This window comes from Acidovorax sp. HMWF029, assembly GCF_003060895.1.
Lineage (GTDB): Bacteria > Pseudomonadota > Gammaproteobacteria > Burkholderiales > Burkholderiaceae_C > Acidovorax.
The window spans coordinates 1-11,901 of record NZ_QAIH01000063.1 but is presented as its reverse complement, the minus strand read 5'-3'; the positions used below and the strand labels follow the sequence as shown (position 1 = coordinate 11,901).

12 protein-coding genes are annotated in these 11,901 nt (G+C 65.3%); 3 read left to right on the top strand and 9 right to left on the bottom strand.

Annotated features, from left to right (window positions below; all coding sequences use genetic code 11):
- The coding region (gene queA, locus DBR12_RS03940) for a tRNA preQ1(34) S-adenosylmethionine ribosyltransferase-isomerase QueA (RefSeq protein WP_108616055.1) at positions 1-999 on the top strand (999 nt) is incomplete at its 5' end.
- A 198-nt stretch (positions 1,000-1,197) separates the two neighbouring features.
- Here queA and DBR12_RS03935 read toward each other — a convergent pair.
- On the bottom strand, positions 1,198-2,802 hold the full coding sequence (locus tag DBR12_RS03935; RefSeq protein WP_108616054.1) for a gamma-glutamyltransferase family protein: 1,605 nt from the start codon (positions 2,800-2,802) through the stop codon (positions 1,198-1,200).
- 146 nt (positions 2,803-2,948) lie between these two features.
- The gene (locus tag DBR12_RS03930) at positions 2,949-3,932 is read right to left on the bottom strand and encodes a tripartite tricarboxylate transporter substrate binding protein (RefSeq protein WP_108616053.1); all 984 of its coding nucleotides are present in this window, start codon (positions 3,930-3,932) and stop codon (positions 2,949-2,951) included.
- Between the two features lie 151 nt (positions 3,933-4,083).
- On the opposite strand from DBR12_RS03930, the gene DBR12_RS03925 reads away from it, so the two are divergent.
- Complete coding sequence (locus tag DBR12_RS03925) at positions 4,084-4,995, top strand: LysR substrate-binding domain-containing protein (RefSeq protein ID WP_108616052.1); 912 nt, start codon at positions 4,084-4,086, stop codon at positions 4,993-4,995.
- Positions 4,996-5,007: 12 nt separating this feature from the next.
- Here the strand turns inward: DBR12_RS03925 and DBR12_RS03920 are convergent, their stop codons facing one another.
- The 7 genes from DBR12_RS03920 to trpE all read right to left on the bottom strand — a co-directional run bounded on the left by DBR12_RS03920 (position 5,008) and on the right by trpE (position 10,761).
- On the bottom strand, positions 5,008-5,724 hold the full coding sequence (locus tag DBR12_RS03920) for a uracil-DNA glycosylase (RefSeq protein WP_108616051.1): 717 nt from the start codon (positions 5,722-5,724) through the stop codon (positions 5,008-5,010).
- A gap of 69 nt (positions 5,725-5,793) precedes the next feature.
- A complete protein-coding gene (gene trpC / locus DBR12_RS03915) occupies positions 5,794-6,594 on the bottom strand; it encodes an indole-3-glycerol phosphate synthase TrpC (RefSeq protein WP_108616057.1) in 801 nt (266 codons plus the stop codon).
- Between the two features lie 22 nt (positions 6,595-6,616).
- Positions 6,617-7,657, bottom strand: coding sequence for an anthranilate phosphoribosyltransferase (trpD, locus tag DBR12_RS03910; RefSeq protein WP_108616050.1), 1,041 nt, complete (start codon positions 7,655-7,657; stop codon positions 6,617-6,619).
- A gap of 23 nt (positions 7,658-7,680) precedes the next feature.
- Entirely contained in the window at positions 7,681-8,349 is a 669-nt protein-coding gene (locus tag DBR12_RS03905; RefSeq protein ID WP_199226626.1) for a LysE family translocator, read from the bottom strand.
- Complete coding sequence (locus DBR12_RS03900; protein ID WP_108616049.1) at positions 8,346-8,933, bottom strand: aminodeoxychorismate/anthranilate synthase component II; 588 nt, start codon at positions 8,931-8,933, stop codon at positions 8,346-8,348. Before DBR12_RS03900 ends, DBR12_RS03905 begins: the two co-directional genes overlap by 4 nt.
- Positions 8,930-9,265, bottom strand: a complete 336-nt coding sequence (locus DBR12_RS03895) for a chorismate mutase (protein ID WP_108616048.1) — start codon at positions 9,263-9,265, stop codon at positions 8,930-8,932. The genes DBR12_RS03900 and DBR12_RS03895 overlap by 4 nt, the downstream gene beginning before the upstream one ends.
- Entirely contained in the window at positions 9,262-10,761 is a 1,500-nt protein-coding gene (trpE, locus tag DBR12_RS03890; protein WP_108616047.1) for an anthranilate synthase component I, read from the bottom strand. The genes DBR12_RS03895 and trpE overlap by 4 nt, the downstream gene beginning before the upstream one ends.
- 362 nt (positions 10,762-11,123) lie before the next feature.
- Here trpE and DBR12_RS03885 point away from each other — a divergent pair, with 362 nt between their 5' ends.
- Positions 11,124-11,711, top strand: coding sequence for a chalcone isomerase family protein (locus DBR12_RS03885; RefSeq protein ID WP_108616046.1), 588 nt, complete (start codon positions 11,124-11,126; stop codon positions 11,709-11,711).
- Positions 11,712-11,901: the final 190 nt, after the last annotated feature.

Below are 11,901 nucleotides of genomic sequence, written 5' to 3'. Positions count from 1 at the left end.
ATGCAGCCCGTGGACCGCATCTTCCGCGAGCTGCCCGGCCAACTGCGCGAGGGCGACCTGCTGGTGTTCAACGACACGCGCGTGGTCAAGGCGCGCATCTTTGGCGAGAAGGCCAGCGGCGGCAAGCTGGAGCTGCTGATTGAGCGCGTGCTGCCCGCCGAGGCGGGAGGCCAGGGCAACGAAGTCGTGGCCCACATGAAGGTCAGCAAAAAGCCCCTGCCCGGCAGCATCGTGCACATGGCCGGGGGCCGCAAGGGCGGGGGTTTTGACGCATTGCTGCTGGGCCGCTGGCCCACCGAAGACGGCCCCCTGTTTCGCTTTGCGCTGCTGGGCCCCGCAGGCGAATCCCCCTGGGAGCTGATGGACCGCCACGGCCACCTGCCGCTGCCGCCCTACATCGAACGCCACCAGAACACCGACCACGACCCCGACGAGGCCGAAGACAGCCAGCGCTACCAGACCGTGTTTGCCCGCAACCCTGGTGCCGTGGCTGCGCCCACCGCCGCGCTGCACTTTGACGAGGGCGTGCTGGCAGACTTGGCCGCGCGCGGCATCGAGCGCGCGAGCGTCACGCTGCATGTGGGCGCAGGCACCTTCCAGCCCTGCAAGACCGAGAACCTGGCCGAGCACCAGATGCACAGCGAGTGGTACGAGGTGCCTCTGGCCACGCTGGCGGCCCTGGAACGCTGCCGCCAGCGCGGTGGCCGGGTGGTGGCCGTGGGTACGACCACGGTGCGCACGCTCGAATCCTGGGCCCGTTCCGGACTCACCTCGGGCGACACCAACATCTTCATCACACCGGGCTTCGAGTTCCGCGTGGTGGACGTGCTGATCACCAACTTCCACCTGCCCAAGAGCACGTTGATGATGCTGGTGAGCGCATTTGCAGGCTACGCCCACATCATGGGCCTATACAGGCATGCTATTGCGCAACAGTACAGGTTCTTCAGCTACGGTGACGCGATGCTGCTGGAGCGGGCGCCACATGCTGGCACCTGACAAACACGGCTCGAATCAAGCTATGGCGCTGATTGAACAGGCCTCTTTGAACTTGAGGCATCCGTTCGGGTTGAGCTCGTCGACACCTTGCGCTACTTCGACAAGCTCCGCGTGAACGGCCCAAACAGGCTCGTGACGGATTCATAGCCGCTCTTGCTGGATGAGCGCCAGCAGCCACTGTTTCGAAGTTAACCGGGGTCAGTACGCCACCGCGCACCCGTCCTTGCGCGGGTCGGATCCTGCGATATAGCTGGTGCCATTTTTCAGCACCAGCTGGGCGCCGCCAAAGGCGAAAACGCCGTTGCCCTCTTCCACCGTCACCTCATGCCCGCGCGCGCGCAGCGCGGCAATCACGGCGGGGTCAAACCCCAGCTCCACAGCCACGCCCTTGCCACCCGTCACGCGCCAGCGGGGTGCATCGGCCGCTGCCTGCGGGTTCTGCCCGTAGCGCAGCACGCGCAGCGCCATCTGGGTGTGGCCCTGGCTCTGCATGGGGCCGCCCATCACGCCAAACGCCATCTGCGGCGTGCCGTCGGCATGCATGGCAAAGGCCGGGATGATGGTGTGCGAGGGGCGCTTGCGTGGCGCCACCTGGTTGGCATGGCCCGGGATCAGGTTGAAACCATGTCCCCGGTTCTGCAGGCTGATGCCCGTGCCAGGCACCACCACGCCCGAGCCAAAGCCCATGTAGTTGGACTGGATGAACGAGACCATCATGCCCTGGCTATCTGCCGCTGCCAGGTACACCGTGCCACCGGGGCGCGGTGCGCCGTGGCCAGGGTCGCCCGCGCGGGCAGGGTCGATCAGCCGGGCGCGGCCTGCTAGGTAGGTCGCATCCAGCAGGTGCTGGGGCGCCACGGCCTGCATGGCGTCGATGTCGGCGTTGTACTGGTGCAGGTCGGCCAGCGCGAGCTTCATGGCCTCGATGCTGGCGTGCACGGTTTCCACGCTGTCAAGCGGATGCCGGCCAATGCCATGTGCGTCGAGCATGCCCAGCGCCATCAGCGCGGCAATACCCTGGCCGTTGGGCGGGATCTCGTGAATGACGGAATCACCAAAACGCTGGTGGATGGTGCCCACCCAGTCGGCCTGGTGCGCCGCCAGGTCCGCCAGTGTCATGGCGCCACCGTGGGCCAGTGAATGCGCGGCGATGCGCTCGGCAATCACGCCCCGGTAGAAGGCCTCGCCGTCGGTCTCGGCGATCAGCTCCAGCGTGCGCGCATGGGCTTCGCTGCGGAAGATTTCGCCCGCCTGGGGCACCCGACCATTCGGAATGAAGCACTCGGCAAACCCGGGCTGCGTGCCCAGCTTGGCCGCGCCCAGCGCCCACAGGTGGGCGATGGTGGGCGACACCGGAAAGCCGTTGCGCGCATAGTCGATGGCGGGCTGCGCCAGCTGCGCAAACGGCAGCTTGCCCAGGCGCTTGGAGAGCGCCACCCAGGCCGACACGGCGCCCGGCACGGTGACGGCGTTCCAGCCGGTTTCGGGGATGCCGCCGAGCGTTTCAAAGTACTCGGGCGTCCACGCTGCGGGCGAGCGGCCCGATGCGTTGAGGCCGTGCAGCTCCTTGCCATCCCACACGATGGCAAACCCGTCGCTGCCAAGGCCACAGCCCGTGGGTTCGACCACCGTGAGCGCCATGGCTGCGGCAATGGCGGCATCCACTGCATTGCCCCCAGCCAGCAGCATGCGCAGGCCCGCCTGCGCGGCCAGCGGCTGCGAGGTGGAGACCACGTTGCGCCCCATGACCGCGCTGCGGTGGGAGGCGTAGGGAAGGGACCAGTCGAGAGAGTTGGAATTCATAAAGCATGTGTCTCCAGGGCCTATGTCCGGTGAGCCAGACACGGGTAAACCGAGCATGGCGCAGGCGAGGGACGCCGAGGAAGGGCCGCCCCGCACCGAGGGCGTCGTCCCCCTGGGGGGAAGGCGCCGAAGGCGACTCAGGGGGGTTAATCAATAGTTATTTTGTGCTGCCGGATCACCGTGGCCCAGCGGTTGCTGTCGGCCTGCACCATCGCGCCAAACTGGGCCGGCGTGCGTGGCGCGGCGGGCTCCACGCCCAGCTTGGCCAGGCTCTCGGCCACCTCGGGCGCCTGCACAGCTTTGGCAAAGGCCTTGTGGACGCGATCCACCAAAGCGGGCGGCGCGCCCGCAGGCAGGTACACGCCGAACCAGGTCACCGAAGAATAGCCGGGCAGGCCCGATTCGGCCAGCGTGGGCAGCTCGGGGGCCAGGGTGCTGCGCTTCTCGCTGGTCACGGCCAGCGCGCGCAGCCGCCCGGCCTTGGCGTGGGGCATGCCGGTGGGCAGCGAATCGAACAGCACATGCGTCTGCCCGGCAATCAGGTCCGGGATGGCCAGCGCCGTGCCCTTGTAAGGGATATGCGTCATCTCCACACCCGCCTGGGCGCTGAAGGCGGCAGTATTCAGGTGCACGATGGTGCCATTGCCGCTGGTGGCGTAATTGAGCTTGCCGGGGTGGGCCTTGGCGTAGGCAACAAGTTCGCCCACGGTCTTGACCGGCAGCGAATTGGTGACCAGCAGCACACTGGGTGCGTCGGCCACATGGGCCACAGGCACAAAGTCCTTGCGCGGGTCATAGGCCAGCTTGGGCATGAGGTGGGGAGAGATGGCGTGCGTGCTGCTCGTGGTCAGCAACAGGGTGTATCCATCGGGTGCAGCCTTGGCCGCATCGGCAGTGCCCAGGGTGCCGCCCGCGCCGGGCTTGTTGTCCACCACCAGCTGCTGGCCCAGGTCGGCCGCTACTCGCTGGGTGACCACACGTGCCACCAGATCAGTAGCACCGCTGGCGGGGAAGGGCACAACCACCCGCACAGGCCGGTCTGGCCAGTTGGCCTGCGCATGCGCAGCCGCAGACACCATCAGCAGGCCCGCCAGGCCCCAGACACCACGGCCCCAGGAAAGTAGACGCATACGCAGCACTCCAGCCAAGAAGTTGAACAACACTAAGAGTGGGCCATCTTAGGAACCCGCGCATTGCTTGACCAACAGCATTTCGGCAAGCTGCTTTGCCGCAGCGGCAAACCGGCGCATACTGCGGCCTCGTTTGGAGAACCGCCCCCCGATGCGCGCCCACTTGCTGCAAGACACCACGCTGCGCTACTTTCTGGAAGTGGCGCGGAGCGGATCGCTCACCGAGGCCTCGTCCCGCCTGCATGTGGCCGCCTCGGCCCTGAGCCGCCAGATCGCGGGGCTGGAGGCGCAACTGGGCACCCCCCTCTTTGAGCGCCACCCGCGCGGCATGGTGCTCACGGCGGCGGGCGAGATCCTGGCCGTACACGCGCGCCGCACAGTGCTGGACGCCGAGCGTGCCTTGGGCGAGATCGGCGCACTGCAGGGTCTGCGCACCGGGCAGGTGCGGCTGGCCACCTCCGACGCCTTTGCCAACGAACTGGTGCCGCGACTGTGTGTGGAGTTTCAGCGCACCCACACCGGCATCCAGTTCAGCGTGATCGCATTGCCCACCGCCCAGGTGCCCGACGCGGTGCGCAGCGGCGCGGCCGACATCGGCCTGTGCTTCAGTCGGTCGCCGCACAAAGACATTGAAGTGGCCTACCGCCAGACCGCGCCTGTCCTGGCACTGGTCCCGCCCGGCCACCCACTGGCGGGCGCTCGCAGCGTGACGCTGGCACAGATGTCCGCATACCCGCTGGCCCTGCCCCCGCCCGAGACCACGGTGCGCCAGATGATCGACATCGTCTGCAGCCGCCAGGGCCTGCAGCTCAGCGCCGTGCTCATCAGCAACCATGTCAAGACGGTGCTCAACTTTGTGGCGCACGGTGGCGGGCTGTCGGTGGCCAGCGAGATCGCAGCACGCCACCTGGTGACGGCGGGCGCCGTTGTGGCACTACCCATCAGCGATGCGGGCATGGACCTGCGCGACCTGGAGGTGCAAACCCTCGCGGGCCGCAGCCTGCCGGTGGCCGTGCAGGCATTCATGGATTTGCTCAAGGAGCGGTTGCCGCAGCCCTGGTGAAGGGCGGGCCGATCAGTACCCGTGCTGCTCTCTGAACGCGCGCGCCTTGCCGAAGTGACCATTGCCAATGAACGGCACAGGCGCACGCAGCGCCGACAGAGGCGAGGGGTGGTTGGATGTGAGCACGAGATGCCCCCGGTCCTGCGGGATAAAGGCGCGCTTGGACTGCGCGTGCGAGCCCCAGAGCATGAACACCACCGGGCGCGGGCCCTCGGCCACGTGCCGGATCACGGCGTCAGTCAGCGCCTCCCAGCCCTTGCCCGCGTGGCTGGCGGGCTGGCCCTCTTCCACCGTGAGGCCGGTGTTGAGCAGCAGCACGCCATTTTTTGCCCATTTCACCAGGCTGCCGCCCGGCTCGGGCATGGGCGGAAAGGCCGTGCCCAGGTCGCGCTGCATCTCCTTGAAGATGTTGCGCAGCGACGGCGGCAGCGGCACTCCCGGCGCGACAGAAAACGCCAGCCCCTCGGCCTGGCCCCAGCCGTGGTACGGGTCCTGGCCCAGGATGACCACACGCACCGCGTCGGGCGGCGTCAGCTCCAGCGCGCGCAGCGGCTGGGGCGGGAAGACCACGGCCCCGGCAGCAAGCCGCGATTGCAGAAACCCCTGCAGCGCCTGGCCCCGCGCGCCCGCAAAGAAGGCGTCCACCAAAGGCTGCCACCCCGGCGCCACGGGCCATGCGGCCGGATCGGCGCTCTGGAGCTGGGTGGCGGTTTGCGCGGGTGAATTCATGGTCAAAATGGCCTTCTCCGCGCTATGGACAAGCGCCAAAAGCTATCAAAACAATAGCAATCAGTACTCTCAAGCAAACAGCTTGGCGAGCGCCAGACCCGGGTCATCCGCCCGCATGAAGGCCTCGCCCACCAGGAAGGCGTGTACGCCCGCGTCGCGCATGGTTTTCACATCGGCAGGCTTCAAGATGCCCGACTCGGTCACCAACAAGCGGTCTTGCGGTACGTCTTTCAACATGCCGAGCGTCGTGTCCAGCGTGACTTCAAACGTGCGCAGGTTGCGGTTGTTGATGCCCACCAGCGGAGTCTTGAGCTTGAGCGCGCGCTCCAGTTCGGGGCGGTCGTGCACCTCCACCAGCACGGCCATGTCCAGGCTGCGCGCAATGGCTTCAAAGTCGGCCATCTGCGCGTCATCCAGGCAGGCGGCGATCAGCAGGATGGCATCGGCGCCCATGGCGCGCGATTCGTAAATTTGGTAGGCGTCCACCATGAAGTCCTTGCGCAGCACAGGCAACAACGTGCTGGCGCGGGCTTGCTTCAGATAGTCGGGCTGGCCCTGGAAGAACTGCCGATCGGTCAGCACCGACAAGCAGGCAGCGCTGACCTTGCCATCGCCTTCCATGTAGCTCTGGGCGATGTCGGCGGGCTCGAAGTCTGCACGCAGCACGCCCTTGCTGGGGCTGGCTTTCTTGACCTCGGCAATCACCGCCGCCTGGCCCTTGGCGATCTTGGCGCGCAGCGCGCCTTCAAAGTCGCGGGTGAGCACACGGCTCTCGGCATCGGCGCGCATGGCGGGTAGCGGCAGGCGCTTTTTGGCGGCGGCCACTTCTTCGTGCTTGACGGCCACGATCTTGTTGAGGATGTCGCTCATGTGGAAACCTTGGTTGTTGTGATCACGCTGCGGCAGCGGCCAGCGCATGCGTGCGCGTGACCATCTGCTCCAGCTTGGCCAGCGCCGCGCCCGATGCGATGGCTGCACGCGCCTTGGCAAGCCCTGCGGGCACCGAGTCGACCACATTGGCAGCATAGAGCGCCACACCCGCGTTCAGGCACACGATGTCCTGTGCGGCGCCAGGCTCGCCCTTGAGCACACCGATCAGCATCTCGCGCGACTGCTCGGGCGTGTCGACCTTGAGGGCGCGGTTGCTGGCCATGGGCAAACCGAAGTCTTCGGGGTGGATTTCGTATTCGGTGATCTGGCCATTTTTCAGCTCGCCCACCAAAGTGGCAGCACCCAGGCTCACTTCGTCCATGCCGTCGCGGCCGTAGACCACCATGGCGTGCTCGGCACCCAGACGCTGCAGCGCGCGCACCTGGATACCGACGAGGTCGGGGTGGAACACACCCATCAGGATGTTGGGAGCGCCCGCCGGGTTGGTGAGCGGGCCCAGGATGTTGAAGATCGTGCGCACGCCCAGCTCCTTGCGCACCGGGGCCACGTTCTTCATGGCGGGGTGGTGGTTGGGCGCGAACATGAAGCCAATGCCCACCTCGGCAATGCACTGTGCAATGGCCTCGGGCTTAAGGTTGATGTGGATGCCCAGGGCCTCCATCACATCGGCGCTGCCGCTTTTGCTGGACACACCACGCCCGCCGTGTTTGCTGACCTTGGCGCCCGCAGCGGCGGCCACGAACATCGAGCAGGTAGAGATGTTGAAGGTGTTGGCGCCGTCACCACCCGTGCCCACGATGTCCACCAGGTGTTTGCTGTCGGGCACGTGGACCTTGGTGCTGAATTCGCGCATCACCTGGGCTGCGGCAGTGATCTCGCCGATGGTTTCCTTCTTCACGCGCAGGCCAGTGATGATGGATGCAGTCATGACGGGCGAAAGCTCGCCCTTCATGATGAGGCGCATCAGGTGCAGCATCTCGTCGTGAAATATTTCGCGGTGCTCAATGGTGCGCTGCAGCGCTTCCTGGGGAGTGATGGGCATGACGGTGTCTCCTGGAGTGGCGTTCAAGCCGCCGGTTGATCAGTGAAGGCCAGCTTGAGTCCGAAGCCGATGAACATGGCGCCCGCCACGCGGTCCAGCCAGTGCATGCCGCGCTGGATGGCCTTGGCACGGCGCGCCATCCACGACGCGGCCAGCGCCCAGCCGACGTTGACGGGAATGGCGTTGATGTTGAACAGCACGCCCAGCAGCACAAAGGCCAGCGCCTTGTTGTCGGTGCCCGGCGCGATGAACTGCGGCACAAAGGCCAGGAAGAAGATGGCGACCTTGGGGTTGAGCACATTGGTCCAGAAGCCGCCGAGGAACACCTTGGAAAGCGGCGTGTGCAGCGCAGGCGCCGCTTGCGCCGCTGCCAGCGCTGCACTGTTGCCCCCATCGGCTGCGGGCTTGGACAGCAGCATGCGCACACCCATCCACATCAGGTACGCCGCACCGATCCACTTGAGCACGGTGAACGCCGTGGCCGATGCGGCCAGCAGCGCGCCCACGCCCACCGCTGCCGCAAAGATGTGCACAAAACACCCGGCCGTGATGCCCAGCCCCGCCACGATGCCCGCGCGGGTGCCTGAGCGCAGCGCGTTGGTCACGATGTAGAGAACATCAGGACCGGGGGTCAGGTTCAGCAGCCAGCCTGCGGCGATGAACATCACCAGTTGGTGGCTGTCGATGATCATGCGCGCTGCTCCAGAAAGTTCTTGAGCATCGCGTGGCCGTGTTCGGTGAGGATGCTTTCGGGGTGGAACTGCACGCCTTCGATGGGCAGTGTCTTGTGGCGCACGCCCATGATTTCGCCGTCGTCGGTCCACGCCGTCACCTCCAGCACATCGGGGCAGGTGGCACGCTCGATGGCCAGCGAGTGGTAGCGGTTGACGGTGAATTGCTCCGGCAGGCCCGCAAACACGCCCTTTTGCGTGGTGGTGATGACGCTGGTCTTGCCGTGCATCAGCTCTTGGGCGCGAATGATGTTGCCGCCGAATGCTGCCCCGATGCTCTGGTGACCCAGGCACACGCCCAGGATGGGCAGCTTGCCCGCAAAGTGCTGGATCGCAGCCACCGAGATACCGGCCTCCGCAGGCGAGCAAGGGCCGGGCGAGATGACCAGCCGGTCGAGCTGGCCCGCCTTCAAGCGCGCTTCAATGTCGGCCACCGTGATCTCGTCGTTGCGGAATACCTCCACCTCGGCGCCCAATTCACCGAAGTACTGGACGATGTTGTAGGTGAAGCTGTCGTAGTTATCGACCATCAAGAGTTTTGTCATGCGGCGCTCCCGGCAAGGGCGGGCTCGCGCAGACGGGCGAACTCGCGGTGTTCATAGGCAATGCAGGCTTCCATAAGGCTGCGATAAATGGCTTCCATCACGTCGGCGTCGCCGCCTTCGACCTGGGCGCGTTCGCGCACACGGGCCACGATGGCTTCGATGCGGGCTTCATCGCGCACCTGCTCTGCGCCTTGCTTGATGCGCGCGGCCTGGGTCATGTAGCCCACGCGCTCCACCAGCAGGGGCACCAGTACGTCGTCCAATGCGTTCACTTCGCGACGCACGTCTTGCATGGTGGTGCAGGGTTTGACTTTTCCGATCGCGCGGTTCATTCCAAGCCCTCCTCCACCAGCTCGGCAGCACGCAGCAGTGCGCGGGCCTTGTGCTCGGTTTCTTTCCACTCCAGCTCGGGCACCGAATCGGCCACCACCCCAGCGGCGGCCTGCACATAGAGCGTGCCGTTCTTGATAATGCCGGTGCGGATGGCGATGGCCACGTCCATGTCGCCCGCGTAGCTCAGGTAGCCGCAGGCACCGCCATACAGGCCACGTTTGGTGGGTTCTAGCTGGTCGATGAGTTCCATGGCGTGCACCTTCGGTGCGCCGGTCAGCGTGCCAGCAGGGAAGGTCGCCTTGAGCACGTCCATGCTGGTCATGCCGTCGTGCAGGATGCCTTCCACGTTGCTCACGATGTGCATGACGTGGCTGTAGCGCTCCACGGCAAAGGCCTCGGTCACCTTCACCGTGCCGGTCTTGGCAATGCGGCCGATGTCGTTGCGCGCCAAGTCGATCAGCATCACGTGTTCAGCGCGCTCCTTGGGGTCGTTGATGAGTTCGACCTCGGTGGCCTTGTCCTTCTCGGGCGTGGCGCCGCGCGGGCGGGTGCCGGCCAGGGGGCGGATGGTGACCTTGGTGCCTTCTTCGGTCTTCTCTTGCCGCACCAGAATTTCGGGGCTGGCGCCCACCACGTGGAAGTCGCCAAAGTCGTAGAAATACATGTACGGCGACGGGTTCAGCGAACGCAGCGCGCGGTACAGGCTCAAGGGGCTTTCGGTGTAGCGCTTGTGGATGCGCTGGCCCACCTGCACCTGCATGAAGTCACCGGCGGCAATCAGCTCCTTGGCGCGGTCCACGGCGGCCAGATAGTCGGCCTTGGCAAAGTCGCGCTGGGCGGGGTGGCTTTCTGTGGCCTTGACCACGGGCGCACTCACCGAATACTTGAGCTGGTCTTTGAGCTCGCGCAGGCGCTTCTTGGCCTTGGCATAGGCCTCGGGCTGGGCCGGGTCGGCGTACACGATGAGGTAGAGCTTGCCCGAGAGGTTGTCGATGACGGCCAGCTCCTCGCACTGCAGCAGCAGGATGTCAGGGCAGCCCAACGTGTCCGGCGGGCAAGTGGTTTCGAGCTTTTTCTCGATGTAGCGCACCGCGTCGTAGCCAAAGTAACCGGCCAAGCCACCGCAAAAACGCGGAAGGCCGGGGCGCAGTGCCACCTTGAAACGCTTTTGATAGGCCTCGATGAAATCGAGCGGGTTGCCTTGGGCCGTTTCCACCACCTGGCCGTCGGTGACGACTTCGGTACGCGCTGCTGCGCCAAAGCCGCTGGCACGCAGCAGCGTGCGCGCAGGCAGGCCGATGAAGCTGTAGCGCCCAAAGCGCTCGCCGCCCACCACGGATTCGAGCAAGAAGCTGTGCTTGCCGCCGTCCTTGGTGTGCGCCAGCTTCAGGTACAGCGAGAGCGGGGTTTCCAAATCCGCAAAGGCCTCAGCCATGAGCGGAATGCGGTTGTAGCCTTCGCCGGCCAGGCTTTTGAATTCAAGTTCTGTGATCACGGGGAGAGCTCCCAGCAGTCGCAGCGCGTGTCCCTGAGCAGTAAAAAGGGGCGCTGCGGTCCATTCAATCGGCCTCACCGCATCGGGGTGGAGGCCACGGGTGCACGCTGGGGCGCAGGCCCAGGTGCCATCAGGCGTTCAAAAGGACAGGCTGACGCCAGGGCCAGGCTCCCCGGTCGCTGCAACCTGTGATGAACACGTGGTGAATGAACATGGACCAAAGTGTAGCAAAGCTTTATTGGCGACCCGATTTGACGGGCCACAAGATCGAGATCGCACAACCACTCGAAAACCCTGTTGCGGGCGGCAATGAGCGCTGCAACAATTTGAAACGAACGACCGTTCTTTTTTAGGAGCTGTGCATGAATTTTCTCCAGCGATGCGCTTTGGTGGCCGGAGCCTGCCTGCTGGCGGCCACCGCTGTCGCCCAGCCCATCACCGTGTCCGATGTGAAATACGAAGAAAACGTCAGCCTGAGCGGCAACACACTGCAGCTCAACGGTGCAGGCGTGCGCTACAAGGCCGTTTTCAAGGTCTACACAGCGGGCCTGTATCTGGAGAAGAAGGCGCACACCCCCCTGGACATTGCGGCCCTCAAGGGCCCTAAGCGCATGAGCATCACCATGCTGCGTGAGATCGACTCCACCGAACTTGGCAAGCTGTTCTCGCGCGGCATGGAGGACAACATGGACCGCGCCGCCTTCTCCAAGCTGATCCCAGGCGTCATGCGCATGAGCCAGATCTTTTCGGACCACAAGAAGCTGGTGGCAGGCGACCAGTTTCAGATCGACTGGATTCCCGGTACAGGCACAGTGATCACGGTCAAGGGCAAGCCACAGGGCGAACCCTTCAAGGAACCCGAGTTCTTCAACGCGCTGCTGGGCATCTGGCTGGGCAACGCACCTGCCGACTGGAAACTCAAGGACGCCCTGCTGGGAAAACCCGCTTAAGGCGAGCGAGCCCATCATCCAGCCACCACGTCCGGCTACGGACAAACCCCCATGCCTGTAGTCCTGTGGCTGTCACGCGCCCGACACCAGCAAGTCGGGCCGGGGCGTACGCTGGTGCCTGTCCACAAGACTCTCTTTTTGAAAATCTTCGTCGCCCGCCCCTACCTGCAAAACGCGGTTTGAGTTGCCC

What these genes read in the sequence shown, in the direction of transcription:
- DBR12_RS03935 (WP_108616054.1), bottom strand. Translation starts at nt 2,802, where the DNA reads ATGAATTCCAACTCTCTCGACTGGTCCCTTCCCTACGCCTCCCACCGC.
- DBR12_RS03930 (WP_108616053.1), bottom strand. Translation starts at nt 3,932, where the DNA reads ATGCGTCTACTTTCCTGGGGCCGTGGTGTCTGGGGCCTGGCGGGCCTG.
- DBR12_RS03925 (WP_108616052.1), top strand. Translation starts at nt 4,084, where the DNA reads ATGCGCGCCCACTTGCTGCAAGACACCACGCTGCGCTACTTTCTGGAA.
- DBR12_RS03920 (WP_108616051.1), bottom strand. Translation starts at nt 5,724, where the DNA reads ATGAATTCACCCGCGCAAACCGCCACCCAGCTCCAGAGCGCCGATCCG.
- trpC (WP_108616057.1), bottom strand. Translation starts at nt 6,594, where the DNA reads ATGAGCGACATCCTCAACAAGATCGTGGCCGTCAAGCACGAAGAAGTG.
- trpD (WP_108616050.1), bottom strand. Translation starts at nt 7,657, where the DNA reads ATGCCCATCACTCCCCAGGAAGCGCTGCAGCGCACCATTGAGCACCGC.
- DBR12_RS03905 (WP_199226626.1), bottom strand. Translation starts at nt 8,349, where the DNA reads ATGATCATCGACAGCCACCAACTGGTGATGTTCATCGCCGCAGGCTGG.
- DBR12_RS03900 (WP_108616049.1), bottom strand. Translation starts at nt 8,933, where the DNA reads ATGACAAAACTCTTGATGGTCGATAACTACGACAGCTTCACCTACAAC.
- DBR12_RS03895 (WP_108616048.1), bottom strand. Translation starts at nt 9,265, where the DNA reads ATGAACCGCGCGATCGGAAAAGTCAAACCCTGCACCACCATGCAAGAC.
- DBR12_RS03885 (WP_108616046.1), top strand. Translation starts at nt 11,124, where the DNA reads ATGAATTTTCTCCAGCGATGCGCTTTGGTGGCCGGAGCCTGCCTGCTG.